Here is a 25,926-nt window from a genome sequence, read left to right as displayed (position 1 = left end):
CGTGGCACAGCTGACCTACCGGCCCTGGCGCGAGGGCGACGACCGCACCCTGCTGCAGCTGTGGGGCGACGCCGAGGGCGCGTCGCCGGCGCAGTTCCGCGGTGCCTTCGCGCCGGACTCGGACGGTGCGGACGACGCCGCGCCGTCGCCCGCCGCCGCGTGGCGCCGCTGCATCGTGGCGGAGGACCAGGGCATTCCTGTGGCGGCCGGCGTCGTCTACGAGGCGGCGCTCCATCCGGCGCGGCTGTGGGTGTACGTCGAGGTTGCCCGGGACCATCGTCGGGCAGGCATCGGGACCGAGCTCCTGCGGCGCCTGCGTGAGCGCACCGCCGACGTGCCCGCCCGCATCGCCGCGGCCGCGGGCGGAGGGGTCCCGCGCCTGCGCTCGAAGGTCGAGGCCGGGAGCGCGGGGGCGGCGTTCGCCGAGGCCAGCGGGTTCGGCCTGCTCCAGCGCTCCCGCGAGGTCGTCGTGCGGCCGGGGGCGCTCAAGCTCCCCGTCTTCGGCGACGGGCCGGCGGCGGAGACCGGGCTGGGCGATGACACCTCCCCGCTCGTCGAGGATCTGGCGACCGGCTCGGTCGAGCTGAGCGACGCCGTCGGCCGCTACTATGCCGCGGTGCACGAGTGGGACCCGCCGGCTGCGCTCAGCGTGGGCCGTGCCCAGCAGCTCTTCCTCTCTGACGCCGCGGGGGCCCACGGCGCCGTCGTGCTGCGAGCCCCGGCCGTGAGCGCGTTCGGCGCCGGGGTCGCGCCGTCGAAGAAGGGCCGGCTGCGGGCCTTCGCGGTGAGCTATGCCGGCCCGGCGAGCGCCGCCGCCGAACAGCCGAGCGAAGTCCTGCTCGGCCACGAGGTCCGTCTCGACCCGGCCGACGCCCAGGACGCGGTGCGCGGCCTCCTCGCGCTCGTGGCCTACCAGCATCCGGTGCGGCTCGAAGTCGACGACTCCATGGCCGCCGTGCGGGCCGCGGTCGATCCGCTGCTCGAGACGGGCACGGCAGAGCAGGTGGGGCCCGAGACCCTCACCGTCGGGGACTGACCGCTGGCTCCCGGCCCCGGGCGACTTACATCTTGTCGCGGTCGGGACGCAGCCCGTTCATGACGTCGCGAGCATCCCAGATGTCGCGCTCGGCCTCGGTCGGAGCCCCTCCGCCGAATTTCGCCGGCACCCACCACGCCCCGGCGGGGTGGCCCAGCGGGAAGTCGAGCACCGCGACGTCGGCGGCGGACTGGAGGGCCGTCTGGAGTCGCCGTCCGGCGTCCTCGGGGCCGGTGGTGCCGACCACGTCCACGGGGGCGCCGAAGTGGATCCGGACCGGAGCCTGCCACAAGGCCCTGAGCGAGCCCGCCCCCCGCCTCGCCCTGGCCCCATGGCCCCGGGTCATGATGCGGTGGCCGCCCCAGACCGCCACGGGCACGAGGGGGACGCCGGTCTCGAGGGCCATCCGCACCGCACCGGTATGGCAGGCGCGCACGGTGAAGCTCCGGCTCACCCCGGCCTCGGGGAAGAGGGCAACGCTCCAGCCCGCGTCCAGGGTCCTCAGGGAGGCGTGGAGGCTCGCGTGGTTCGGCTTGCCCACGACGGCGAGCCCTCCGCAGGCATTGATCGCTGCGCCCAGCAGGCGGCTGCGATAGGGGCGGGGGCCCACGAGGAACCGCAGCCTGTCCCGCCGGAGCTCCCACCACAGCAGGGCGACGGGAACGAAGTCGAGATACCCGAAGTGCGTGATGGTGAGGACAACCTGCCCCTCAGGGACGGCGTCGTGGCCCGTGGAGACGACGTCGACCCGAAACAGGTCCCGCAGGGCGGTGAACGCCAGGCGGGCCAGATCGTAAAGCCAGAAGTTGTCCGGCCGGAGACGGCGCGCCTGATCCGGGAGCCGCGGGCGGCCCGGAACGCGAGGTGTCGCCATGGCGCCCACCCTACAGGCGGCAGAGCCTCCGACGGGGGCTGCGTTGCTGGCAGGCGGCTCGCTGGCGGCTTGTCCACATAGGGCCTCTTCTCGGTTCCGGCCGGGCCGCCCGCTCCGTAGCGTCGGGAACCAGGTGCCGCAGGGGCACCGGACACCAGGGAACCCGGGGGGTTGGCATGGCCAAGGCACAGCGCAATCGCACACGCAGAGGCGGGAGGACGCTGCCTGCTGGCCCCGGCGGGATACCTGGACCCTCGGGCCCGAGCGGGCAGGGTGGACCTCGGGACCCGCATCTGCCCGAGTTCAGCCAGCGCCAGGCCGACGCCCTCAGAGCCCACGCGGCAGAGGCCGTCCGCAGCCGCGGGTACCGGGCCAAGGACTGCGGGACGCACCTGGCCGTGACGGGAGGCCCCTTCACGGGCCCGGGCGCACAGCTGGGGTTCTCGACCATCGCCCGCGAGGCAGGGCGTCTTCCCGAAGCGGAGTGGGGCGCCATGGTCGCGGCCGTCGTCACCCAGATCCTCGACGCCGCCGTCCACGGCTGCCGAACCCGCGGCGGCCTCGGGTACGCGGGGCAGGCTCTGCGCGAACGGCTCTTCCCCCGCTTCGTGGCGCCAGAGCGGATGCCGCCGGGCCAGCTCGCCGAGGCCCACACGTACGCCCGCCACGTGGGAGGGCTGCCGCTGATTCTGGCCCTCCGCCACGACCAGGCCTCCCTCTACCTCGCCGACGACCACCTCGCCAAGGCGGGCGGCCCCGACGCGGCCTGGGCGGCCGCGGAGTCCAACCTCTTCGCAGCGGGCCTCGGGAGGGGAGAGGCCTTCGTCCGCGAGGGCACGGCCGTTCTGCTGCTCGAGTCCGATCATCCGCGCCAGGCATCGTGGATGGCCTATCCGGAGCGGCTCATGGACCACTTCGGGATCGAGCCCGGCCCCCTCGGGGTCCTCTTCAGCGTTCCGGCGCTGAGGATGATCGCCTTCACCGTGACCGAGGACAGCGTCTCGAGCGAGGGCATCCGTTCGATGCTCGAACTCAACGCCGTCCTCGCCCAGGACGAGGTGGCGCCGCTGAGTCCGCACGTCTACTGGTGGCGCCCGGGCGCCCCCATGCAGCAGGCAACGGCATGGGAGGACGGCGCGGTCGTCGTCTCCGCGCCCGCGGAACTGGTCCGCCTCCTCGGCGGACAGGACGGCTCACAGGACGGCAGGGCGGTCGCGTGAGAGGGGGCACGCCGCCCGCGCCCAGAGCGGGTGCGCCGGCGTTTTGCATCGCTTTGACACAATGGAGGGGTGACTGCTGTGCCAACCGTCCTTCCCGGAACCCCCTCGGGTGCCCCAGCCGAACCCGTTCGACTCGAGCTGCCGCCCCTGCACCTGGGGCGCCTCACCGTCGACACCCCCGTGGTGCTCGCGCCGATGGCGGGCATCACGAACACGGCCTTCCGGCGCCTGTGCCGCGAGTTCGGCGGGGGGCTGTACGTCGCGGAGATGGTCACCTCGCGGGCACTCGTCGAGCGGCACCCCGAGTCCCTGCGCATGATCAGGCACGACGACGATGAGGCCGTCCGCTCGGTGCAGCTCTACGGGGTGGATCCCGTCACCGTGGGCCAGGCCGTCCGCATGCTCGTCGAGGAAGACCTTGCCGACCACATCGACCTCAACTTCGGCTGCCCGGTCCCGAAGGTCACCAAGCGCGGAGGCGGCTCGGCCCTGCCCTGGAAGACGGACCTGTTCACGCAGATCGTCACCACCGCGGTCCGCGAAGCGGACCGGGGCGGCCTCCCGCTGACCGTGAAGATGCGCAAGGGCATCGACGAGGACCACCTGACCTACCTCGACGCCGGCCGGATCGCGCGGGACGCCGGCGTCGCCGCGGTGGCACTGCACGGGCGCACCGCGGCCCAGTTCTATTCCGGGACGGCGGACTGGAGCGCCATTGCCCGCCTGCGGGAGGCCCTCCCGGACGTGCCGGTGCTCGGCAACGGCGACATCTGGAGCGCCGAGGACGCGGTGCGCATGGTGCGCGAGACGGGGGTCGACGGGGTCGTCGTCGGGCGCGGCTGCCAAGGGCGCCCCTGGCTCTTCGGCGACCTGCAGGCGGCCTTCGAAGGCCGCGCGGACCGCATCCAGCCCGGACTTGCGGAGGTCGGCGAGGCGTTCTTCCGCCACGCGCAGCTCCTGGTCGAGTACTTCGAGGACGAGGGCAAGGCGCTGCGGGACATCCGCAAGCACGTCGCCTGGTACTTCAAGGGATACGCGGTGGGAGGGGAGCTGCGGGCCCGCCTCGCGCAGGTGAACACGCTCGAGGAGCTCCGCGGCCTCCTGGGCACGCTCGACGCGGACGCACCCTACCCGGGCGCCGATGCCGAGGGGCCGCGGGGCCGGGCGGGGTCGCCGAAGCGCCCCGCCCTCCCGGACCGCTGGCTCGAGAGCCGGACCATGGACAGCGCCCAGACCCGCGACATCGCCGCCGCAGAGCTGGACGTGTCCGGTGGCTGAGGCCGTCGCCGAGGGCACGCGCGGCTACGCGTCGCAGGACACGCAGCGCTGGGTCGAGGAACCGACCAAGAAGTCCTACCGCAGCGACTTCGAGCGGGACAGGGCCCGCGTCCTCCACTCGTCCGCCCTGCGCCGGCTCGGGGCGAAGACGCAGGTCGTCGCACCGGACACCGATGACTTCGTCCGCACCAGGCTGACCCATTCGCTCGAGGTCGCCCAGGTCGGCCGCGAGCTCGGGCGCGTCCTGGGATGCGATCCGGACGTCGTCGACGCGGCGTGCCTGAGCCACGACCTCGGCCACCCGCCGTTCGGCCACAACGGCGAGAGCGCCCTGAACGACATCGCCCACGCCATCGGCGGCTTCGAGGGCAACGCCCAGACCCTCCGCCTGCTGACGCGGCTCGAGCCGAAGGTCCTCGACGCCGCAGGGCGCCCCGCCGGGCTGAACCTGACGCGCGCGAGCCTGGATGCCGCGTGCAAGTACCCCTGGACCGCCGTCGACGCGCCGCTGGTCCACGGCCATCGCACCAGCAAGTTCGGCGCGTACGAGGACGACCTCCCGATCTTCTCCTGGATCAGGGACGGCGCCCCCACCGGGCGGTCGTGCATCGAAGCCCAGGTCATGGACCTCTCGGACGACATCGCCTACTCGGTCCACGACGTCGAGGACGCGATCGTGGCCGGGAAGTTCCAGCTGCGCTGGATGGAGAACCCGGACCACCGCGCCCGGGTCATCGGCTACACCCAGCAGTGGTACCTGCCGCACAGCGACGCCGCCGCCATCGACGCGGCGCTCGCCCGGCTCGAGGCGACCCCTGTGTGGGTGCGCGAGGCGGACGGCTCGCGGAGGTCCATGGCCGCGCTGAAGAACATGACGAGCCAGCTGATCGGGCGCTTCTGCGACAGCGCGCTCGCGCTGACCAGGGCCGCCTACGGGTCGGCGCCGCTCACGCGGTACAACGGCGAGGTCATGGTCCCGGAGGAGACGGTCCTGGAGATCGCGGTCATGAAGGGCCTCGCGACCACCTTCGTCATGACCACCGACCACCGGCAGCCCATCTACGAGCGTCAGCGCGAGGTCCTGCACGCCCTCGTCACCGCCCTGAGCGCCACCGGCGAGCGGCACCTCGAGCCGATGTTCGCCGCGGACTGGCGCGCTGCGGAGGACGACGGCGCGCGCCTGCGCGTCATCGTGGACCAGGTCGCCTCGCTCACGGACGGCTCCGCGCTGGCCTGGTACGAGCGCCTCGTGGGGAGCCTGCCGAGCCTGTGGTGAGCCCCGAAGATGCCGGGCAAGGACTGACGGCGGCAGTGGCTAAGGTAGATCCGTGGCTGGCCTGATCAAATCCGAGGACATCGCGGAAGTCCGCGCGCGCACGGACATCAGGGAGGTCGTCGACGGCTACGTGACCCTCAAGGGAGCGGGCATCGGCTCGTGGAAGGGCCTGTGCCCCTTCCACGACGAGCGCAGCCCCTCCTTCCACGTCCGCCCGCAGGTGGGCACCTATCACTGCTTCGGCTGCGGCGAGAGCGGCGACGTCATCAGCTTCCTGATGAAGATGGACCACACCGCGTTCGCCGAGACCGTGGAGAAGCTCGCGGCGCGCATCGGCTACGAGCTGCACTACGAGGAGGGCGCCGGCCCCCGGCGCGAGGAGGTCGGGCGTCGGCAGCGGCTGCTCGACGCCCACAAGATCGCCGCCGAATTCTTCCAGGCGCAGCTGCTGACGCCCGCAGCCGCGGCCGGGCGGCAGTTCCTGTTCGAGCGCGGCTTCGAGCGCAACGTCGCGGAGCAGTTCGGCGTCGGCTTCGCCCCCCAGGGGTGGGACTCCCTCCTGAAGCACCTGAGGTCCAAGGGCTTCCGCGACGACGAGCTCAAGCTCACAGGCATGTTCTCCGAAGGCAACCGTGGCCTCTACGACCGCTTCCGCGGCCGGCTCATCTGGCCCATCCGGGACATCACGGCGGACGTGATCGGGTTCGGCGCCCGCCGCCTCTTCGAGGACGACCAGGGGCCCAAGTACCTCAACACCCCGGAGACGACGCTCTACAAGAAGTCGCAGGTCCTCTACGGGATCGACCTCGCCAAGCGCAACATCGCCAAGAAGCGCCAGCTGGTCGTCGTCGAGGGCTACACCGACGTCATGGCCTGCCACCTCGCCGGCGTCGACACGGCGGTGGCCAGCTGCGGGACCGCGTTCGGCGCCGAGCACATCAAGATCGCCCGCCGGCTCCTCTCCGACGACGGCACCGGGGGAGAAGTCGTCTTCACCTTCGACGGCGACGCCGCCGGCCAGAAGGCGGCGCTCAAGGCCTTCGACGAGGACCAGCGCTTCGTGGCCCAGACCTACGTGGCCGTCGAGCCGAGCGGCATGGACCCGTGCGAGCTGCGCCAGCACCGCGGCGACGCGGCGGTGGTCCAGCTCATCGGGACGCGGCGCCCGCTCTTCGAGTTCGCGATCCAGGCCACGCTCCGCAAGCACAACCTCGACTCGGTCGAGGGCCGGGTGTCGGCCCTGCGCGAGGCCGCTCCCGTCGTCGCCCAGATCCGCGACCCGGCGATCCGTCCCGCCTATGCCCGGGAGCTCGCGAAGTGGCTGGGGGTGCCCCTCGAGGACGTCACGCGGGCGGTGCAGTCGGCAGCCCGGCGGGGCGCGCCGTCGTCCGCGCCGCGCCAGGGACCGTCCCAGCAGGAGGGCCCTGCGCACGACGGCGACGGCGCGGCCCCCGCCGCCTTCTCGCCGGCCGCGTGGCGGCCGGACCCCCGCGACCCGGTCGCGGTCATGGAGCGCCAGGCACTCGAGGTCGTGCTGCAGCAGCCCCAGATGCTCGCCGACTCGGCCTGGACCGAGTTCGCCGCGGCGCGGTTCGCCGCGCCCGCCCACGCGGCCCTCCACGCCGCCATCGTGGCCGCGGGCAGGCCGGCGCCGCAGGAGCCGACCGCCGGCTGGATCGAACGGGTGCGCCACGAGCTGCCCGAGGCCCTGCGGCCCCTCATGGCCGAACTCGCCGTGACCCCGCTGCCGGCCACGACCGAGGAGTCCCTCGAGAGGTACTGCCGGGACATCCTCGCGGGGCTCGCCGAGCTCCAGATCACCGCCCAGAAGGCCGAGATGATGGGCCAGCTGCAGCGACTCGGCCCCGACAGCCCGCCGGAGGAGTACCAGCGGCTCAACCGGGCGCTGCTGGACCTCGAGCTGCGCCGCAGGGCCCTCCGTTCGCCCGACTGATCGGCCCGGAGGGCGCGTCGCGGCGGCCCCGGGCGCCGATTTCGCTCGAAGCGCGCGCCCTGATAGGGTAGAACCCGCTGCAATCCCCCGTAGCTCAATTGGCAGAGCATTCGACTGTTAATCGAAGGGTTACTGGTTCGAGTCCAGTCGGGGGAGCCACTTGCAGCCATTCCCCCGTAGCTCAATTGGCAGAGCATTCGACTGTTAATCGAAGGGTTACTGGTTCGAGTCCAGTCGGGGGAGCCATGGTGTGCGCCACCGGCCGGAAGGCCGGTGCAGCGCCGCCCGCGGCCTCTATCATGAACGTATGCCCGAGCCGTCGGCTTCCCTCCCGGCAGGGTGGACACGCTATGAGGGTCCACTCCTGACCGTGTGGCGCGCCCGGTTCGAGAGCGTGTACGGCGAGGGGTCCGCCGCTGGGTTCAGTGACGGCATACTGCTGCGGGACCATCGCCGCCCCATCGCCCAGTGGGTCAACTTCGCCCTCAGGTCTGCGGTCCTGGTCGCCCCCGAGACGCCCGCGGGGTGGCCCGTCCAGCGCTTTGCGATCTACTACGCACCCCCGCGCGAGGGATTCGAGACCATCCGGACCGAACGCCACGAGTGGCTCCCGCGCGGCCCCCGCGGCTCGGCCACCGACACCGACGCCTTCGACGCCGCGGTCCACGCTGCCGAGCAGTTCCTGCAGGTCGAGGCGGCCTTCGGAGCGCTCGGGACCGGGAGCACACCCGGCTGAGGCCGGCTGCGCGGCGGCGGCCTTCCGCGCGTCCCCGGGTGGTAGTTTGGTCACGGATTGCGCCTCGCGCGTTCTGGACCGACTGGAAGGAACCCGACGACGATGAGTGGACGCCACAGCATGCCGGACGATCGGCGGCCGAAACTGGCGGCTCTGCCGGACCTCGCAGGCCAGGCCGCACGGCTCGCACCGCGCCAGCTGAACGATGAGCTGACGCTCGCGAAGATCGAAATGAAGCAGAGGGGGAAGCAGGCCGGCATCGGTGCCGGCCTGTTCGGTGTGGCGCTCGTGTTCCTCGGGCTCCTCGTGATCGCGCTCGTCGTGGCGGCGATCCTGGGCCTCGCCACCGTGATGCCGGGCTGGCTCGCGGCACTCGTGGTGAGCGCTGCCTTCCTCGTGATCCTGGCGATCGCGGCGCTCATCGGGCTCCGCTGGGTCAAGAAGGCCATGCCGCTCGTCCCGGCCGACGCCATCCGCGGGCTGCGGTACGACGTCGGCATCGTGACCGAGGGCCGCAGCTTCGACCCGCGCCTGCTCGACCCCTCCACGATCCAGTACAAGCGCGCCCAGGCCACCAAGGAGGCCGAGAAGGCGCGGCAGCAGCTGGAGAAGGAGGCCCAGGACCGGGCCCACGGCAAGGTCAAGCTCCCGACCCCCACCGAGGCCGAGCTGCGCGAACGCCTCGCCAAGCGCCGCGAGCATCTCCTCGACGTCCGCGAGGGACTTGTCGCCGAGATGGACGTCAAGCGCCAGGCCGGCTACCTCGCGGATGATGTGCGCTCGGCGCTGGCCGGCGCCTCCGGCCGCAGCCCCTTCGCGAAGGGCGCCCCGGGCGCCCAGCACAACGAGGACGCCGCGCGCCGCGGCGCCGAGGCAGCCGAGATGATCCGGGAGCGCTGGGCGCCCCTGACCGTCTTCACCGTCTCGGCGACTGCGTTCGTCGTCTTCCTGCGCAAGCTGGTCAAGAGCTGATCGGCCGGGGGAGCTCGAGTGCACGGCAGTACGTCGGCCGTGGGGGGAACGGAAGCGATGCGGGGGCATGAGCGGGCGGAGCGGTCCCCGTGAGGCTCTTCAATGCCGGTGCGCGTCCGGGCCGCGGTCAGACCGAGACGGACGCGGTCCTGACCCTGCCGAACGTCATCACCATCCTGCGCTTCCTCGGCGTGCCGCTGTTCATGTGGCTCGTCCTCGGACCGCGGGAGTACGGGTGGGCCGTTGTGGTGCTCGCCGTCATGGGGAGCACTGACTGGGTCGACGGGTACATCGCGCGGCGGCTCGGGCAGACCTCGACCCTCGGGCGCGTCCTCGACCCCGCAGCGGATCGGCTCGCGCTCCTCGCCGTCGCCCTCACGCTCGTGCTCGCCGGGGTCGTCCAGTGGTGGTACCTCGCCGCGCTCCTCGTGCCCGATGTCGCCCTCGGCATCGCGTCCCTCTTCTACTTCCACAGCCACCCCGACCTGCCGGTGTCCAAGGTCGGCAAGGTCCGCACCGCCCTGCTCCTCGTGGGGACCCCGCTCCTCGTCCTCTCCAAGCTCGCCCTGCCGGGCGCCTCGCTGTACTCGGCCGTGGCGTGGTCCCTCCTCGTGCTCGGCCTGCTCGGACACTGGGTCGCGGCCATGGACTACTTCCGGGCGATCGTCGTCAAGGGACGGCCGATCCGGAAGGGCCGGCGCGGAGACGGCGGCAGGGAGGCGGGGCGCTGATGGTGTGGTTCGCCGTGGTCCTCGCGGTCCTGGGCGCCTTCTTCCTCGCCATCGGAGCCCAGCGCCAGGGAAGCGCCGTGAAGGCCGACATGGGAGGCCTTGCGCTCAGCTCCCGCGGGTTCGTCCGCCTCGTGAGGAACCCGCGCTGGATCCTCGGGCTGGCGCTGCTCGGGGCGGGAATGCTCTGCAACATGGTCGCGCTCGTCTCGGCGCCGCTCACGGTCATCCAGCCGATCGGCGCCATCGCGCTCGTCATCACCACCGTGGTCAATTCGAAGGACCAGGGGATCACGATCAACCGGCCCACCGTCGTCGCCATCAGCGCCTGTGTCACGGGCTCGGCCCTGTTCGTGCTCCTCGCCGTGAACGCGACCGTCGAGAACCACCATGTGGGGCCGGACGCCGAGCTCGCCATCGTCCTGCTGCTCGCGCTCGCCGTGGGGATCTTCGGCTCCCTCGCCGCGATGTTCCGCCACCGGCTCGGTGCGTTCGTCTACATCCTCGGAGCCGGGGTGCTGTTCGGGTTCGTCGCGGTCCTGACCCGGATCATCGGCCGCGACCTCCTCGCAGCCAACGGCCAGTTCCTGCTCAACGTCCAGTGGTACTCGGTGGTCGCGATCGCCGCGGCCGGGGGACTCGGTTCGTGGTTCGTCCAGAATGCCTACTCGTCCGGTCCGCCCGATCTCGTCATCGCGGGCCTGACTGTCATCGACCCGATCGTGGGCATCGCGATCGGCATCACGATCCTCGGTGAGCTGCGTCCCGATGTGCCGCCAGTGCTCGCGGTGTCCATGGGTGCGGCCGCGGTCGTTGCTATCGTGGGGGTCATTGCCCTGTCCCGGCACCACCCCGAGGTCGCGAAGCGGAGAAAGGACGCCGCCCGTGAACTCCGCGGAGGATCCGGGCCCGATGCACGTTCCCACGCCGGCTGATGCGCCCGCCGCCGCCGGCACCGCGGGCCGGAACCGCCGGCCTGCCCGACCAGGAGAGCCCTCGTGACACTGCCTGACTCCGACACGGACCTGACCAGCAAGCCACTGACGATCCTCATCGGTGCCGACACCTACCCGCCGCACGTCAACGGCGCCGCGCAGTTCGGCTACCGCCTCGCCAAGGGCATGACCGCTCGCGGGCACCACGTCCACGTCGCCGCCGTGCGTTCCGACAAGGGCAAGAGCTTCACCGAGGTGCGACCCGAGGCCACCGTGCACCGCCTCCGCTCCCACTCCGTGCCCACCCACGAGTACTGGCGCATCGTGTTCCCCTGGGAGGTCAAGAAGGAGATCGCGCTTCTGTTCGACCACGTCCAGCCGGACGTCGTGCACATCCAGAGCCACTACATGATCGGCGAGCACGTCCTGTACGAGGCGGTCAGGCGCGGCATCCGCGTAGTTGCGACGAACCACTTCATGCCAGAGAACCTCAATCCGTTCCTGCCCTTCCCGCAGTGGTTCATCGACATCATCGGCCGGCAGTCGTGGAAGGACATGGGCAAGGTCATGGGCCAGGCCGACGTCGTCACGACACCCACGCCGCTCGCGGCGAAGGCGATGCACGACCACGCGTTCCTGACCGACGTCCTGCCGCTCTCCAATGGCATCGACATCGCCGCCTACGAGCCGCGGCCAGACGAGGTCGTCCAGAAGAACCCGTACCCGACGGTGCTGTTCGCCGGCCGGCTGGCCGAGGAGAAGCACGTGGACGTGCTCATCAGGGCCATCGCGAAGACGCCCGCCGAGCTCAACGTGCACCTTGAGATCGTCGGCGGGGGAGAGGTGCGCCCCTCCCTCGAGAAGCTCGTGGAGAGTCTCGGCGTGCGCGACCGCGTGCGGTTCCTCGGGCTCGCCCCCGACGACGAGCTGCGGCTCGCGTACCTGCGCGCCGACCTCTTCTGCATGCCCGGCACCGCCGAGCTCCAGTCCCTCGTCACGCTCGAGGCGATGAGCGCCTCGACCCCCGTGGTCCTCGCGAATGCCATGGCGCTGCCGCACCTCGTGGCCGACGGCGAGAACGGCTATCTCTTCACGCCCAATGACAGCGACGACCTTGCCTCGAAGATCACCGCCGTGCTCGGCTTGCCGGAGCAGGAGCAGGCCCGCATGGGCGCGGAGAGCCACCGCATGGTACAGAAGCACGGCATCAAGGCGACGCTGGACACCTTCGAGGCCCTCTACCGCGGGACGGACCTGGGCGGCGACCTGGCCCGGGCGTAGTCCAGCGCCGCGGTGCCACTAGGATGAGATGGTCCTGCCAGCGCGGAGACGCGGGGCGTTAGCTCAGCCGGTTAGAGCAGGGGACTCATAATCCCTTGGTCGTGGGTTCAAGTCCCACACGCCCTACCCGCAAGGCCCGGAGCCACCAGTGGCTCCGGGCCTTCGGCGTCTCATCGCGCACCGTGCCGCGGGAAGACGGGTGTTGTGGGAACCGGGCAGGCAGCGTATGTTACTGACCAGTAGTTACCCATCAGTAGCATCATGACCGGGAGACCCCATGCCCCAGCACCGCACCGCGGCCGACCTTCCCTACGCCGACGGCGACTTCTACTCCTTCGAGGCCCTGCTTGCGGACAAGGAGCGCGACCGCCTCCACGAGGTGCGCGACTGGCTGGCCCGTGAGGTGGCACCGATCGCGGTCGACTGCTGGAACCGCGCCGAGTTTCCGCACGAGCTCGTCCCGCGGCTGGCGGAGCTCGACGTGATGAGCCCCATCCGCAGGCAGGGGCATTCGAGCCTGCTCGCCGGGCTCCTCCACGCCGAGTTCACGAGGGCCGACGCGTCGATCGCGACGTTCATGGGGGTCCATGACGGCCTCTTCACCGGCTCGATCGAGCTCCTCGCCTCCGAGGAACAGAAGGCGAAGTGGCTCCCGGAGGCGTACACGCTGGAGAAGATCGGGGCGTTCGCGCTCACTGAGCCCCTGGGCGGCTCCGATGTCGCTGGCGGCACCCGGACCATCGCCCGAAGGGAGGGCGACGAGTGGGTGCTCAACGGCGCGAAGCGGTGGATCGGGAACGCGACCTTCTCCGACTGGGTCGTGGTCTTCGCCCGGGATGCCGCGGACGACCAGGTCAAGGGCTTCCTCGTCGACACCACCCTACCCGGCTACCGGGCGACCAAGATCGAGAACAAGATCGCACTGCGCACCGTGCAGAACGCGGACATCGTCCTGGAGGACGTCCGCGTCCCGGCCGAGTTCAAGCTCGCCCACGCCAACAGCTTCCGGGACACGAACAAGGTCCTCAAGGTCACCCGGCTCGCGGTCGCCTGGCAGGCGGTGGGCCAGCAGTTGGCGGCCTTCGACGTGGCGCGGCGGTACGCGGTGGAGCGCGAGCAGTTCGGCCGTCCCATCGCCTCCTTCCAGCTGGTCCAGGACCAACTCGTGACCATCCTCGGCAATGTGGTGAGCTCGCTGGGCATGATGGTCCGACTCGCCCAGCTCGAGGATGCCGGGCAGGCCCGCGACGAGCAGTCCGCCCTTGCCAAGGCCTTCACCACGGCCCGGATGCGCGAGAGCGTCGCGATCGGCCGCAGCCTGCTCGGCGGCAATGGGATCGTGAGCGATTTCGGCATGGCCAAGGTGTTCGCCGACGCCGAGGCCATCTATTCCTACGAGGGCACCCACGAGATCAACACCCTCGTGACCGGCCGCGCGATCACCGGCATCTCCGCGATCGTCTGACCCGCGGCGGGCGCTCGCCGCCGGTGCGGCGCCGGGCTCAGGGTGCCCCGTCCCACGGGAGGAGCACCGAGGGCCGGCGGTCCCCGAGGAAGGCGAGGGGGTCGACGTAGTCCTCCCCGCGGCGCACTCCCCAGTGAAGGCAGGCGCCGTCGGCGCAGTGGGCCGTCCCCGGCGCCGACACCACCCCGAACTCCTCGCCCTGCGCCACCGCGGAACCGACCGGGACCGTGGCCTGGACGGGCTCGAAGCTGCTGCGGAGCCCGCCCCCGTGGTCGATCGTGACGACCGGCCGGTCCACGACCCAGCCGCTGAAGGACACCGTCCCGGCCTGGGGAGCCCTGACCGCCGCGCCGGGCGCGCCGGCCAGGTCGACCCCGCGGTGGCCCGAGAGCCAGGGGCGGGCCGGCGGGTCGAACGGGTGGGCCACCGCGGGCTGCGGCTCGAGCGGCAAGGTCCAGCCAGCCTCTGTGGCCTGACCCCCGGGCAGTGCCCCAGCGGCAGCCGGGACCGGCGGCGCCAGCAGCGCTCCCACGAGGGCCAGCGCCACTGCGAGGTAGGGGGCTGCCCGCGTGCGGGCTGTCCGGTGGGAATCGTCCATTCCCTCAGCATGGCCGCGGCTCCGTCGGCTGCGCGTGGCGCCGGGCGCCCATGTGGACGACCCGCCGGGGACCGGGCCTGTGGAGGCCATGTCCAGGCAGGAAGGGGGGCGCCGGCGCCGCTCCCGGGCGTGTCGCGCTGTAGTACACTGGAAACCGCGGCTTTCGAGCCCGCTTCGCTGTGCCGGATTCAGTGCTCTGCCACCTCCGGCCCGGTCTGCGGGGGAGGAGGCCGACTCCGCGCATCCAGCGCCCCGTCTCCCTGATCGTCCGGCCCCGGCCGGAGCGTGCCGGGAGGGGGCACTGCCAGCCCATCGGTCCGCGACTGCGGTAGGGCAGGGAGGGGATGCCAGGGACGGACGGCCACCCGGCCGTCGTCGTCAGTAACCGTCAACTATGGCAGGGGCAAGGGCGTACCCAGGGTCGCCCTCGGAGAAAGACCTGCCGGAAGGAGCGTCGGCATGCCCGTCGTTACCATGCGCCAGCTGCTCGACAGCGGTGTCCACTTCGGCCACCAGACCCGCCGCTGGAACCCGAAGATGAAGCGCTTCATCCTCACCGAGCGCAACGGCATCTACATCATCGACCTCCAGCAGTCGCTGTCGTTCATCGACCGCGCCTTCGAGTTCGTCAAGGCGACGGTCGCCCACGGCGGCACCGTGCTCTTCGTCGGCACGAAGAAGCAGGCCCAGGAGGCCATCGCCGAGCAGGCCACCCGCGTCGGCCAGCCGTACGTCAACCAGCGCTGGCTGGGCGGCATGCTCACCAACTTCTCCACTGTTGCCAAGCGCATCCAGCGCCTCAAGGAGCTCGAGGAGATCGACTTCGAGGATGTGGCCGGTTCGGGCCACACCAAGAAGGAACTCCTCATCCTCCAGCGCGAGAAGGACAAGCTCGAGAAGACCCTCGGCGGCATCCGCAACCTCTCCCGCACTCCGTCCCTCCTCTGGATCGTGGACACGAAGAAGGAGCACCTCGCGGTCGACGAGGCCAAGAAGCTCGGCATCCCGGTCGTGGCCATCCTCGACACGAACTGCGATCCCGACGAGGTCGACTTCCCGATCCCGGGCAACGACGACGCGATCCGCTCCGTGAACCTCCTCACGCGCGTCGTCGCCGACGCCGTGGCCGAGGGCCTCATCGCCCGCCAGAACCGCGGGTCCGGGTCCGAGGGCACGCAGGCCGAGCCGCTCGCCGAGTGGGAGCGCGAGCTCCTCGAGGGTGAGAAGGCGGAGGCTCCCGCGGAGGCACCGGCCGAGGCTCCTGCCGCTGCCGAGCAGCCGGCCGAGGCTCCTGCCGCCGCCGAGCAGCCGGCCGAGGGCACGAACTAACTCGACCAAGACCCTCTCCGGGTGCTCCTGAAGGACCCGGAGGCCGCCGGCAGGATGGCCGCCCCCGACGAGGCTGCCATCCTGCTGGCGGAAAGACCTGCAGAACATACGAGACGAGGGGTTCATATGGCGAACTACACCGCCGCTGACATCAAGGCCCTGCGCGAGCGCACCGGCGCCGGCATGATGGACGTCAAGAAGGCTCTTGACGAGGCCAACGGCGACGCTGAGAAGGCCGTCGAGATCATCCGCATCAAGGGCCTCAAGGGCGCCACCAAGCGCGAGGGCCGCTCCACCGCCGAGGGCCTCGTGGCCGCCAAGGTCGAAGGCGGCGTCGGCGTCATGGTCGAGGTCAACTGCGAGACCGACTTCGTGGCCAAGTCCGCCAAGTTCATCGAGCTCGCCGACAAGGTGCTCGCCACGGCCATCGCCTCCGGCGCTGCCGACCTCGAGGCCCTCCTGGCCGCGGACGTCGACGGCAAGCCGCTGAGCGAGTACGTCGTCGAAGAGGGCGCGGTCCTCGGCGAGAAGGTCGCCGTCCGCCGCATCGCCCGCATCGAGGGCACCACGGTCGACGCCTACCTCCACAAGACGTCCAAGGACCTCCCGGCGCAGGTCGGCGTCCTCCTCGCCGTGAACGGCGAGGGCGAGGCCGCCGATGCTGCCGCGCACGATGTCGCTGTGCACGTGGCCGCGATGGCCCCGAACTACCTCCGCCGCGAGGACGTCCCGGCCGACCTCGTCGACTCGGAGCGCCGCATCGCCGAGGAGACCGCCAAGGCCGAGGGCAAGCCCGAGGCTGCCCTGCCGAAGATCGTGGAAGGCCGCGTGACCGGCTTCTACAAGGGCGAGGTGCTCGTCGACCAGGCGTTCGCCAAGGATGCCAAGAAGTCCGTCGGCCAGGTGCTGTCCGAGGCCGGTGTCGAGGCGACCGCGTTCGCCCGCTTCCGCGTCGGCGCCTAGCACGCACACCACAGGGGCGGCCACTTCGGTGGCCGCCCCTTTGCTGTGGCTGCCGCCGCGCAGGCCGTCGGCAAGTGCCGCTACTCTAGACCCAGGCTCCCGCCCAGACGCTCCACACGAGGGGACACATCCATGGAATCCGTAACGACTGCCGACCCCACTATCCCCTCCACCGCCGACGAGCCCCTGGACGAGACGGCGGTGGACGCCTCGGGCATCGACGACCCGCAGCCGCGCCGCCGCCGGGTCCTGCTCAAGCTCTCGGGGGAGGTGTTCGGCGGCGGCAAGCTCGGCGTCGACCCCGGGACCGTGCGGGCAGTGGCAGAGCAGATCGCCGCGGCAGTGGACGAGGTGGAGATCGCCATCGTCGTGGGCGGCGGCAACTTCTTCCGCGGCGCCGAGCTCTCCCTCTCCGGCATGGACCGCTCGCGCGCGGACTACATGGGGATGCTCGGCACCGTCATGAACTGCCTCGCCCTCCAGGACTTCCTCGAGCAGGCCGGGGTCGAGACCCGCGTGCAGAGCGCCATCACCATGGGACAGGTCGCCGAGGCCTACATCCCGCGCCGCGCGATCCGGCACATGGAGAAGGGCCGGGTGGTGATCTTCGGCGCCGGGGCCGGCCTGCCCTACTTCTCGACCGACACCGTTGCCGCGCAGCGCGCCCTCGAGGTCCACGCCGACGAGGTGCTCATGGCCAAGAGCGGGGTCGACGGCGTGTACACGGCGGACCCGAAGAAGGACCCCACCGCCATCAAGCTCGAGCACCTCACCTACGACGAGGCGCTGCGCCGGGACATCCGGGTCATGGACCAGACGGCCATGACCATGTGCAAGGACAACAAGCTCGACATGGTCGTGTTCGGCATGGAGGGCGAGGGCAACGTCACGAAGGCGATCCGCGGCGAGTCCCTCGGCACCCGTGTGACCGCCTGACGGCCACCCACATACAGCTAGGATGTTCCTAGTCCCCTCCGGCGGGGGCCGGCGCTGCGCGCCCGGCCCCTGCCGTACGCTGCAAACGAAGTCCACAAGGAGTGCGACGTGATCGAAGAGACCCTGCTCGAAGCCACCGAGAAGATGGAGAAGGCGGTCGAGGTGGCCAAGGAGGACTTCGCGTCGATCCGCACGGGCCGTGCCAACCCCGCCCTGTACGCGAAGGTCATGGTGGACTACTACGGCACGCCCACCCCGCTGCAGCAGCTGGCCTCCTTCCAGGTCTCGGACGCCCGGACGATCCTCATCACCCCGTACGACAAGAGCGCGCTGCGCGACGTCGAGAAGGCGCTCAGCGACTCCGAGGTCGGAGCCAACCCGTCCAACGACGGCAACGTGATCCGCGTGGTCCTGCCGGAGCTCACGCAGGAGCGCCGCAAGGAGTACGTGAAGATCGTCAAGGGCAAGGGCGAGGACGCCAAGGTCTCGATCCGCAGCATCCGCCGCAAGGCCAAGGAGTCCCTCGACAAGCTCGTCAAGGACGGCGAGGTCGGCGAGGACGACGGCGTGCGCGGCGAGAAGGAGCTCGACTCCCTCACCAAGAAGCACGTCGATGCGGTCGAAGACCTGGTCAAGCGCAAGGAAGCCGAGCTGCTCGAAGTCTGATGAGCGAGCCCCAGCCCGACGCGCCGAGCCCGGGGCCCCCCTCCTCAGACGGACAGGCACCGGGGGGCGGGCTCCCCGGACTGAGCCGTGACCGCAGGCCCAAGCCGCTCTCGCGCGCCGGCCGCAACCTGCCCGCCGCCATCTCGGTGGGCCTCGCCCTGCTGATCCTCCTGCTCGCGGGCCTGTTCCTGTGGCCTCTAGGCTTCGTGCTGATCGCCGTCGCGGCAGCGCTGCTGGGGGTCTGGGAGGTGTACCGGGCGCTCGAGACGCACGGCACCCGGATTCCGGCCGTGCCGGTGCTGGCGGCAGCCGTGGCGATTCCCGCCACCGCCTACTTCGGCGGCCAGGAGGCGCAGCTGTTCGCGCTCCTGGCCAGCTGCGCGGCCGTGCTCCTGTGGCAGAGCCTCGAGCACCCGGAGGGCGCCGCGCGGGGCGTCTTCGCCGGCGTGTTCGTGGTCCTGTGGATCCCGTTCCTCCTCGGATACGCCGTACTGCCCCTGCATGCCACGGCCCCCCCTCCGGGCCTCGGCCTGTGGCAGGGCGGCACGGTGCCGCACCCCACCCTCGAGCTCGCGCTGACGCTGCTGCTCGTCGTGGCCAACGACACCTTCGGCTACATTGTGGGCGCGAGCCTCGGCCGGCACCCGATGGCCCCCAAGATCAGCCCGAAGAAGTCCTGGGAGGGCTTCGCGGGCTCGGTCGGCGGAGCGATGGTCGTGGGGGTGCTCGGGGCGGTGCTCCTGCTGGGGCGCCCCTGGTGGGAGGGCCTCGTCCTCGCGGTCGTGATGGTCGGCGCTGCGACGGCTGGCGACCTCGCCGAGTCGATGGTCAAGCGCGAGCTGGGGATCAAGGACATGAGCAGTATCCTCCCGGGCCACGGCGGCATGATGGATCGTCTCGATTCGATCCTCTTCGCCACGCCGGCGGCGTTCCTGGTCTTCAGTCTCCTGCCGGGCTCCTAGCCGGCGGGTTCCCATGATGGTCTTTCGAGCACTCCAGAGAGGACGCACACACGTGGCGCACACCGAGGACAGCGCGGCGGCAGGGTTCGATCGTGTCGCCCGCGGCGAGCTGGGCTACAGCCCCAAGCAGGTTGAGAAGTTCATGTCGGCGGCCCGGGACTTCCTCGAGGACCCGTCCGCCCCAGCGGTGACGAGCCACGACGTGCGCACGGTCTCCTTCGACGCCGTCCGCGGCGGCTACGACGCCGCCGAGGTCGACGCCGCGCTGGACCGCCTCGAGGACGCCTTCGCCCGCCGCGAGCGGGACGAGCTGATCCAGCATTCGGGCGAGGACGTCTGGCTGCGCGAGATCGGGCAGCTCGCCGGGATCCTGCGCGGGCGGCTCGTGCGCGCCGACGGCGAGCGGTTCCGGCGCCCCTCGAGCCCGAAGGCCCCCAGCTACCACGTCGACGACGTCGACAGCCTGTGCATCCGCCTCCTCGACTACCTCGAGCACGGCTCGCCGATGACGGCCGACGACGTGCGCACGGCCGTGTTCCGCACCGTCACGGGCCGGGAAGGCTACGAGGAGACCCAGGTCGACGCCTTCCTCGACCGCGCCGTCGAGCTCATGGCCGCCATCGACTGACGCACGACGCCGGCCGGCCGCCACGCGCTGCCGGCCAGCGTCAGCGCCGCGGCTCGGGGGAGTGGAGCCGCACCAGGAAGCGGTCCGCGCCCCGGGGGACGCTGCGCCTGCTCGCGCGTGAGACGACGATCATCACCGCGAACGCGAGCGGCACGGTCCAGGCCGCAGGCTGGGCGCACGCGACGGCGAGCGCGGAGACGCGGGCCGCCTCGCCCCAGAGGCCCGCCCCCAGCGCGGCGGAGGCCACGAGCGCGCCGCCGCACGCCACGGCGCCGACGCCCATGCCCGCGATCGCGCCCGCCGGCGTCAGCCGCCGCCACCAGATGCCCAGCACGAGCAGGGGACAGATGGTCGAGGCCGTGAAGGCGAACACGAGCCCCACGCTCCCGGCGAGGCCCTGGCCGCCCATGCCCAGGGCGGCCACGAGGGGAACCAGGGCCGAGAGCGCCGCGGCCGTCCTGAAGCCGCGCACGCTCCCGCCGAACAGCTCCTGGCTGATGACCCCTGCCACCGAGACGAGCAGCCCCGAGGTCGTGGACAGGAAAGCGGCCATCGCGCCGGCGAGCACGAGGGCCGAGAGCGCGGTCCCGAGCGGGCCGGCGAGCAGCCGCTCGGGCAGGAGGATCGCGACCGCGTCGCCGTGCGCCGCGAGGTCCGGCGCGGCGAGCCGGCCGATGAGGCCCACCGCGGTGGGGAAGACGTAGAACACCGTGAGCAGCCCGAGCACGATCACCGTGGTCCTCCGGGCCGTGACTCCGTCCGGGTTGGTGTAGAAGCGGACCAGGACGTGCGGGAGCCCGAGGGTCCCGAAGAGCAGGGCGAGCAGCAGCGAGAAGGTGCGGTAGCCGCCGTCGGACGCGCCCGGCACGGCGGACAGGGCCGCGAGCCCCTCCCCAGGGGCCGCCGGCAGGCCCCGGCCGGCGATCAGCAGCACGAGGAAGAAGACCGGCACGGCCAGGCACGCCAGCTTGAGCCAGAACTGGAAGGCCTGGACGAACGTGATCGAGCGCATGCCGCCGAGCATGACCGCGAGGACGACGACGGCGACCACGGCCGCCGAGCCGATCCAGCCGGGCAGCCCGGTGGTGATCCGCACCGCGAGCGCCGCCCCCTGCAGCTGCGGGATGATGTACAGCCAGCCGATCAGGACCACGAGGACGCTCGTGGTGCGACGGGCCGCGAGGGAGCCGAGCCGCGCGGCCGCGAAGTCGGGGATCGTGTACGCCCCCGAGCGGCGCAGCGGAGCGGCCACGAACAGCAGGAGCATGAGGAAGCCGGCGGTGTACCCCACCGGGTACCACAGGGCCTGGGAGCCGCTGACCATGATGAGCCCGGCCACGCCCAGGAAGCTCGCCGCGGAGAGGTACTCCCCGCCGATGGCCGAGGCGTTCCACCAGGGGCGCACCGTGCGGGACGCGACGTAGAAGTCGCTCGTGGTGCGGGAGATCCGCAGCCCGTAGAAGCCGACGAGGACCGTGGCGACCGCCACGGCGCCGAGCGCCGCGAGGCCGATGGCCGCAGTCACGGGTGGTCCTCGAGGAGCTCGGCATAGCGCTGCTCGGTGCGGTTCGCGGCCCGGTAGTAGGCCACCGCCGCGACGAGCGCCGCGGGGTACGGCAGTGCCCCCACCAGCAGCCACACGAGCGGGACCCCGGGCAGCCAGGGCAGGTCCCCCGCGGCCTCGGAGATGACCCACAGCACGGCCACGGCCGTGAGGAAGGCGCCCGCGACGAGCGCCGCCAGGCGGAACTGGGAGCGCAGGAGCGAGCGCAGCACCACGCCGCCGAGCTCCGACTGCTCGGCCACCTCGCGCGCGAGCGGGGGAGTCCTGGGCGCCCTGGCGGCGCTCGAGGCCGGCGCGGTCACCCGCACCCGCCGCGAGCGGTCGATCCGCCGGTCCCCGGCCTCCGGCGCCGTCACGGCAGCGGCCGGATCCGGCCCGCTGCGAGCCGCTCGCGCAGGCCCGGGAGGCAGCGGCGGCTCACCGGGAGCTCCGAGCCGCCGGCCAGCACGGTCGGCTGCGGGCCGCCGAGCCGCAGCTGCTGCACGGCGTCCATGGCCACGAGGTAGGAACGGTGGATCCGTACGAAGCCCGCCGCGCCCCACTGCCGCTCCAGGTCCGTCAGGGGGACCCGTACCAGGTAGCTGCCCTCCGCGGTGTGCAGCCGGGCATAGTCGCCCTGGGCCTGCACGAAGGCCACCTCGTCCCGGCGGATCATCCGGGTGACCCCGCCCTGCTCGACTGTGATGACCTCGGGGGCATCCGCCTGCGGGGCCCGGGTGCCCTCGCGCGCCTCGGCGACCCGCGCCACGCACCGCTCGAGCCGCTCGGGGCGGACCGGCTTGAGGAGGTAGTCCACGGCGGCGAGGTCGAAGGCCTCGACGGCGTGGTCGTCGTCGGCGGTGACGAAGACGACGGCGGGCGGGGCGGCGAAGCGGGCGATCACGCGGGCCAGCTCGAGCCCGCTCAGGCCGGGCATGTGGATGTCGAGGAAGAGGGCATCGATCTCCTCGCGCTCGAGGACCTTGAGGGCCTCGGTCCCGGAGGTCGCCGAGTGGACCGCGCCGATGCGCTCGTCGCGGCCCAGGAGGTACGTCAGCTCCTGGACCGCGGGCAGCTCGTCGTCGACGACGAGGGCACTGATCATGCGGCTCAGTCTATCGGCGGACGCACCTCGTGCTCCGGCTGCGACTTGGGGACGCGCACGGTCACGAGCGTGCCGTGCCCGGGCGCGGTCTCGATGACGAGGCCGTGGTCGTCGCCGTAGACCTGCCGCAGCCGCGCGTCCACGTTCCGCAGGCCCACGTGGAGGCCGCCGGCGCGTCCGGCCAGGACCTCGCGGAGCCGTTCGGGGTCCATGCCCGCGCCGTCGTCCTCGATCTGCACGAGCGCCTCGTGCGGGGAGTCCTCGGCGGTGATGCTGATGTGCCCCGTTCCCTCCCGGGCCTCAAGACCGTGCCGCACCGCGTTCTCGACCAGCGGCTGGAGGCTCAGGAAGGGGATGGGGACGCCCAGCACCTCCGGGGCGATGCGCAGGCTCACCTGGAGCCGCTCGCCGAAGCGGGCCCGTTCGAGCAGGAGGTACTGGTCGATGCTCTTGAGCTCCTCCGCGAGCGTCGTGAAGTCGCCGTGCCGGCGGAACGAGTACCGGGTGAAGTCGGCGAACTCGACCAGGAGCTCCCGCGCCCGGGCCGGGTCGGTGAGGATGTAGGAGGCGATCGCGGTGAGCGCGTTGTAGATGAAGTGCGGGCTGATCTGCGCCCTCAGTGCACGCACCTCGGCCTCCATGAGCAGCGTCCTGGACCTGTCCAGCTCGGCGAGCTCGGCCTGGGCCGCGACCCAGTCCGCCACCTCGCGGGTGGCCCGCACGAGTCCGGCTCCGGCCGAGGGCGAGAACGCCACGACCGTGCCGATCACGCGGGCGCCGACCCGGACGGGCGCGACGACGGCGCCGCGCAGGCGGCAGTCCGCCTCCGTGCAGCCCACCGCCGCGCAGCCGACCTCGTCCCCGCCGGCCACGCGGGCGCGCCCGTGGGCGAGCGTCCTCGCGGCCAGCGCCATCACGGCATCCGCGTGCGCCGGGCTCTCGCAGTCCCAGGCGAGCAGGCGCGAGTCGTCGGTCAGGGCGAGCGCGGGCGCGCCGAGCATGGAGCGCAGGTGGTGGGCGGCCTTCGCCGCGCCCTCGGGGCCGAGGCCCCCGCGGAGGGAACGGCCCGCCTGCGCGGCCGAGTGCAGGATCGTGTAGCTCGCGCGCTCCGCATCGCTGCCGAATTCCCGGCGTGATCCCCACGTCCGCCACGCGACGGCGCCCACGGCCACGCCGGCCACCAGCACGAGGGCCAGGGCGACGAGCGTCAGGGCATCGGGGGACATGATGCAAGGCTAGCCGCACGCGGCAGCCACTCGGCGTGGGCGCGGCACCGTTCGGCGCACGCTCGCGGCCGCTCGGCGCTGGCCCGTCGCGCGGCTCTGGCTGGCACCGCCGGGGGGGCGCAACAGTGATGTGCATCACGCATCCGCCGGGCACCGCGCCGGCATACCTCAGGAGGACTCATGGGCAACGACGCCTCCCGGGACGCGAGGGCCGGCACGGCCCCGCACCCGGACTTCCAGCTGGTCCAGTCCAGCGACGAGTTCCGCGCGCTGCGCGCCAGCCACCGCAGCTTCGTGTTCCCGATCGCCGGAGCGTTCCTGCTCTGGTACTTCCTGTACGTCCTGCTGGCCGACTACGCGCACGACTTCATGTCGATCAAGCTCGCCGGCAGCATCACGGTCGGCCTCGTGCTCGGCCTGGCGCAGTTCGCGAGCACGTTCGCCATCACCGCCTGGTACGTCCACCACGCCAACAAGAGGCTCGACCCGGCCGCAGAGGCCATCCGGAACGAGATCGAGCAGGGCGGCGCCTCGTCGGGCGCCCACGCCGCAGGCAGCGAGGAGAGCACCCGATGAACGTCGCAGCAAGCCTGCAGAGCAGCACCTGGCTCAACATGTCGATCTTCGCCCTGTTCGTGGCCGTCACGATCGTGATCGTGATCCGCGCGGGCAGGAACAACAGGACCGCGGCGGACTACTACGCGGGCGGCCGGTCCTTCACCGGCGGCCAGAACGGCACGGCCATCTCCGGCGACTACCTCTCCGCCGCCTCGTTCCTGGGGATCACCGGCGCGATCGCCGTCAACGGCTATGACGGCTTCCTCTACTCCATCGGCTTCCTCGTCGCCTGGCTCGTCGCCCTGCTGCTCGTCGCCGAGCTCCTGCGCAACACCGGCAAGTTCACGATGGCGGACGTCCTCGCGTTCCGCCTCCGCGAGCGACCTGTGCGCATCGCGGCCGCCATCTCGACCCTCGCCGTGTGCTTCTTCTACCTCCTGGCCCAGATGGCAGGGGCCGGGGGACTGATCGCGCTGCTCCTGGGCATCTCCGACTGGGGCGGCCAGGCGGTCGTCATCACTGTGGTCGGCGCCCTCATGATCATGTACGTGCTCCTCGGCGGCATGAAGGGCACTACCTGGGTGCAGATCATCAAGGCGATCCTGCTCATCGCGGGGGCGTTCGTCATGACGATCATGGTGCTGGCGATGAACGGCTTCAACCTCTCCACGCTCCTGGACAGCGCGGTGCACACCGCCGGAGCGGGCGGCGAGAAGCTGCTGAACCCGGGCCTCGCCTACGGCAAGGACGGCACCTCCAAGCTCGACTTCGTCTCCCTCGGCCTCGCGCTCGTCCTCGGCACCGCGGCCCTGCCACACGTCCTGATGCGCTTCTACACGGTGCCGACCGCGAAGGAGGCCCGCAAGTCGGTCGTGTGGGCGATCTGGATCATCGGCGCCTTCTACCTCTTCACGCTCGTGCTCGGGTACGGCGCGGCGGCCCTCATCGGCGCGGACGCGATCAAGAAGGCCCCCGGCGGGGTGAACTCGGCGGCGCCGCTGCTCGCGTTCCAGCTCGGCGGCCCGCTCCTGCTCGGGTTCATCTCGGCGGTCGCGTTCGCGACCATCCTCGCCGTCGTGGCGGGCCTGACCATCACCGCGGCGGCCTCGTTCGCCCACGACATCTACGCGAACGTCCTCGCCAAAGGCAGGACCACCCCGGCCTCGGAGGTCAAGGTGGCGCGCCGCACCGTCGTCGTGATCGGCATCTTCGCGATCGTCGGCGGCATCTTCGCCAACGGCCAGAACGTCGCCTTCCTCGTGGCCCTCGCCTTCGCGGTGGCGGCCTCGGCCAACCTGCCCACGATCCTCTACTCGCTCTTCTGGAAGAGGTTCACCACCCAGGGCGCGCTCTGGAGCATCTACGGCGGCCTGGCCTCCGCGGTCCTGCTCATCGCCTTCTCGCCGGTGGTCTCCGGGTCGAAGACGTCGATGATCCCCGGTGCGCACTTCGCCTGGTTCCCGCTGAGCAACCCCGGCATCGTCTCGATCCCGCTCGCCTTCGCCCTCGGCTGGCTCGGCACGGTCCTCGACAAGCGGCGGGAGGATCCGGCCAAGCAGGCGGAGATGGAGGTCCGGTCCCTCACCGGCGTGGGCGCCGAGAAGGCGGTCTCGCACTAGCGTCACCCTCGCGTACGACGGCGGGCGGCGGCTCCCAG

25 protein-coding genes and 3 tRNA genes are annotated in these 25,926 nt (G+C 71.7%); 22 read left to right on the top strand and 6 right to left on the bottom strand.

Going from position 1 to position 25,926, the window contains the following annotated elements:
• The first annotated feature begins 1 nt into the window (after position 1).
• On the top strand, positions 2 to 1,036 hold the full coding sequence (locus ACVWWH_RS06985) for a GNAT family N-acetyltransferase (protein ID WP_457316077.1): 1,035 nt from the start codon (positions 2 to 4) through the stop codon (positions 1,034 to 1,036).
• A 25-nt stretch (positions 1,037 to 1,061) separates the two neighbouring features.
• Here ACVWWH_RS06985 and ACVWWH_RS06980 read toward each other — a convergent pair whose 3' ends face one another.
• Positions 1,062 to 1,910, bottom strand: coding sequence for a lysophospholipid acyltransferase family protein (locus ACVWWH_RS06980; RefSeq protein WP_457316076.1), 849 nt, complete (start codon positions 1,908 to 1,910; stop codon positions 1,062 to 1,064).
• A 398-nt stretch (positions 1,911 to 2,308) separates the two neighbouring features.
• Here ACVWWH_RS06980 and ACVWWH_RS06975 point away from each other — a divergent pair, with 398 nt between their 5' ends.
• The 13 genes from ACVWWH_RS06975 (at position 2,309) to ACVWWH_RS06915 (ending at position 13,755) form a co-directional block, all read left to right on the top strand.
• Positions 2,309 to 3,130 carry a hypothetical protein gene (locus ACVWWH_RS06975; RefSeq protein ID WP_457316075.1) on the top strand — a complete coding sequence of 274 codons (822 nt, stop codon included), beginning with the start codon at positions 2,309 to 2,311 and terminating at the stop codon, positions 3,128 to 3,130.
• A 78-nt stretch (positions 3,131 to 3,208) separates the two neighbouring features.
• Positions 3,209 to 4,408, top strand: a complete 1,200-nt coding sequence (gene dusB / locus ACVWWH_RS06970) for a tRNA dihydrouridine synthase DusB (protein WP_066497146.1) — start codon at positions 3,209 to 3,211, stop codon at positions 4,406 to 4,408.
• The gene (locus tag ACVWWH_RS06965; protein ID WP_066497147.1) at positions 4,401 to 5,684 is read left to right on the top strand and encodes a deoxyguanosinetriphosphate triphosphohydrolase; all 1,284 of its coding nucleotides are present in this window, start codon (positions 4,401 to 4,403) and stop codon (positions 5,682 to 5,684) included. Before dusB ends, ACVWWH_RS06965 begins: the two co-directional genes overlap by 8 nt.
• A 52-nt stretch (positions 5,685 to 5,736) precedes the next feature.
• Positions 5,737 to 7,638, top strand: coding sequence for a DNA primase (dnaG, locus tag ACVWWH_RS06960; protein WP_457316074.1), 1,902 nt, complete (start codon positions 5,737 to 5,739; stop codon positions 7,636 to 7,638).
• An 83-nt stretch (positions 7,639 to 7,721) separates the two neighbouring features.
• A tRNA-Asn gene (locus ACVWWH_RS06955) sits at positions 7,722 to 7,797 on the top strand.
• Between the two features lie 11 nt (positions 7,798 to 7,808).
• Positions 7,809 to 7,884, top strand: a tRNA-Asn gene (locus tag ACVWWH_RS06950).
• A 61-nt stretch (positions 7,885 to 7,945) separates the two neighbouring features.
• A complete protein-coding gene (locus tag ACVWWH_RS06945) occupies positions 7,946 to 8,374 on the top strand; it encodes a hypothetical protein (protein WP_457316073.1) in 429 nt (142 codons plus the stop codon).
• Positions 8,375 to 8,476: 102 nt separating this feature from the next.
• Positions 8,477 to 9,346 (top strand): phage holin family protein, encoded by an 870-nt coding sequence (locus ACVWWH_RS06940; protein WP_084249404.1) that lies wholly within the window; start codon positions 8,477 to 8,479, stop codon positions 9,344 to 9,346.
• An 89-nt stretch (positions 9,347 to 9,435) separates the two neighbouring features.
• Positions 9,436 to 10,077: a CDP-alcohol phosphatidyltransferase family protein gene (locus ACVWWH_RS06935; RefSeq protein WP_066497153.1), complete on the top strand. Its 642-nt coding sequence runs from the start codon at positions 9,436 to 9,438 to the stop codon at positions 10,075 to 10,077.
• The gene (locus ACVWWH_RS06930; RefSeq protein ID WP_066497154.1) at positions 10,077 to 11,009 is read left to right on the top strand and encodes a DMT family transporter; all 933 of its coding nucleotides are present in this window, start codon (positions 10,077 to 10,079) and stop codon (positions 11,007 to 11,009) included. The genes ACVWWH_RS06935 and ACVWWH_RS06930 overlap by 1 nt, the downstream gene beginning before the upstream one ends.
• A gap of 63 nt (positions 11,010 to 11,072) precedes the next feature.
• Positions 11,073 to 12,290 (top strand): glycosyltransferase, encoded by a 1,218-nt coding sequence (locus tag ACVWWH_RS06925; protein WP_066497156.1) that lies wholly within the window; start codon positions 11,073 to 11,075, stop codon positions 12,288 to 12,290.
• Positions 12,291 to 12,342: 52 nt separating this feature from the next.
• Positions 12,343 to 12,416: transfer RNA gene (locus tag ACVWWH_RS06920), tRNA-Ile, on the top strand.
• 151 nt (positions 12,417 to 12,567) lie between these two features.
• On the top strand, positions 12,568 to 13,755 hold the full coding sequence (locus ACVWWH_RS06915; RefSeq protein ID WP_457316072.1) for an acyl-CoA dehydrogenase family protein: 1,188 nt from the start codon (positions 12,568 to 12,570) through the stop codon (positions 13,753 to 13,755).
• A 37-nt stretch (positions 13,756 to 13,792) separates the two neighbouring features.
• Here the strand turns inward: ACVWWH_RS06915 and ACVWWH_RS06910 are convergent, their stop codons facing one another.
• Entirely contained in the window at positions 13,793 to 14,353 is a 561-nt protein-coding gene (locus ACVWWH_RS06910; RefSeq protein WP_457316071.1) for a M23 family metallopeptidase, read from the bottom strand.
• Positions 14,354 to 14,812: 459 nt separating this feature from the next.
• Between ACVWWH_RS06910 and rpsB the strand changes: the two genes are divergently transcribed.
• The 6 genes from rpsB (at position 14,813) to ACVWWH_RS06880 (ending at position 19,837) form a co-directional block, all read left to right on the top strand.
• The gene (rpsB, locus tag ACVWWH_RS06905; protein WP_066497161.1) at positions 14,813 to 15,682 is read left to right on the top strand and encodes a 30S ribosomal protein S2; all 870 of its coding nucleotides are present in this window, start codon (positions 14,813 to 14,815) and stop codon (positions 15,680 to 15,682) included.
• Between the two features lie 126 nt (positions 15,683 to 15,808).
• Entirely contained in the window at positions 15,809 to 16,645 is an 837-nt protein-coding gene (tsf, locus tag ACVWWH_RS06900; RefSeq protein WP_457316070.1) for a translation elongation factor Ts, read from the top strand.
• Between the two features lie 132 nt (positions 16,646 to 16,777).
• Positions 16,778 to 17,581: a UMP kinase gene (gene pyrH, locus ACVWWH_RS06895; RefSeq protein WP_229710953.1), complete on the top strand. Its 804-nt coding sequence runs from the start codon at positions 16,778 to 16,780 to the stop codon at positions 17,579 to 17,581.
• Between the two features lie 108 nt (positions 17,582 to 17,689).
• Positions 17,690 to 18,247, top strand: a complete 558-nt coding sequence (frr, locus tag ACVWWH_RS06890; protein WP_066497164.1) for a ribosome recycling factor — start codon at positions 17,690 to 17,692, stop codon at positions 18,245 to 18,247.
• A complete protein-coding gene (locus tag ACVWWH_RS06885; RefSeq protein ID WP_457316069.1) occupies positions 18,247 to 19,209 on the top strand; it encodes a phosphatidate cytidylyltransferase in 963 nt (320 codons plus the stop codon). Before frr ends, ACVWWH_RS06885 begins: the two co-directional genes overlap by 1 nt.
• 52 nt (positions 19,210 to 19,261) lie before the next feature.
• A complete protein-coding gene (locus ACVWWH_RS06880) occupies positions 19,262 to 19,837 on the top strand; it encodes a DivIVA domain-containing protein (RefSeq protein ID WP_066497167.1) in 576 nt (191 codons plus the stop codon).
• Between the two features lie 40 nt (positions 19,838 to 19,877).
• On the opposite strand, the gene ACVWWH_RS06875 is transcribed toward ACVWWH_RS06880, so the two are convergent.
• Genes ACVWWH_RS06875 through ACVWWH_RS06860 form a run of 4 tightly spaced genes read right to left on the bottom strand, consistent with a single transcriptional unit; the run spans position 19,878 to position 23,711 of the window.
• Positions 19,878 to 21,362 carry a sodium/solute symporter gene (locus ACVWWH_RS06875; protein WP_457316068.1) on the bottom strand — a complete coding sequence of 495 codons (1,485 nt, stop codon included), beginning with the start codon at positions 21,360 to 21,362 and terminating at the stop codon, positions 19,878 to 19,880.
• Complete coding sequence (locus tag ACVWWH_RS06870; protein ID WP_066497171.1) at positions 21,359 to 21,757, bottom strand: hypothetical protein; 399 nt, start codon at positions 21,755 to 21,757, stop codon at positions 21,359 to 21,361. Before ACVWWH_RS06870 ends, ACVWWH_RS06875 begins: the two co-directional genes overlap by 4 nt.
• Positions 21,754 to 22,485 (bottom strand): LytR/AlgR family response regulator transcription factor, encoded by a 732-nt coding sequence (locus ACVWWH_RS06865; RefSeq protein WP_457316067.1) that lies wholly within the window; start codon positions 22,483 to 22,485, stop codon positions 21,754 to 21,756. Before ACVWWH_RS06865 ends, ACVWWH_RS06870 begins: the two co-directional genes overlap by 4 nt.
• Before the next feature lie 5 nt (positions 22,486 to 22,490).
• Positions 22,491 to 23,711, bottom strand: a complete 1,221-nt coding sequence (locus ACVWWH_RS06860) for a histidine kinase (protein ID WP_457316066.1) — start codon at positions 23,709 to 23,711, stop codon at positions 22,491 to 22,493.
• Positions 23,712 to 23,891: 180 nt separating this feature from the next.
• Between ACVWWH_RS06860 and ACVWWH_RS06855 the strand changes: the two genes are divergently transcribed.
• Positions 23,892 to 24,287, top strand: a complete 396-nt coding sequence (locus tag ACVWWH_RS06855) for a DUF485 domain-containing protein (RefSeq protein WP_066497176.1) — start codon at positions 23,892 to 23,894, stop codon at positions 24,285 to 24,287.
• The gene (locus ACVWWH_RS06850) at positions 24,284 to 25,888 is read left to right on the top strand and encodes a solute symporter family protein (RefSeq protein WP_066497178.1); all 1,605 of its coding nucleotides are present in this window, start codon (positions 24,284 to 24,286) and stop codon (positions 25,886 to 25,888) included. The genes ACVWWH_RS06855 and ACVWWH_RS06850 overlap by 4 nt, the downstream gene beginning before the upstream one ends.
• Positions 25,889 to 25,926 lie beyond the last annotated feature (38 nt).

The sequence above is a fragment of the Sinomonas sp. RB5 genome (assembly GCF_054063535.1).
This window is presented reverse-complemented; position numbering and strand designations above follow the sequence as displayed.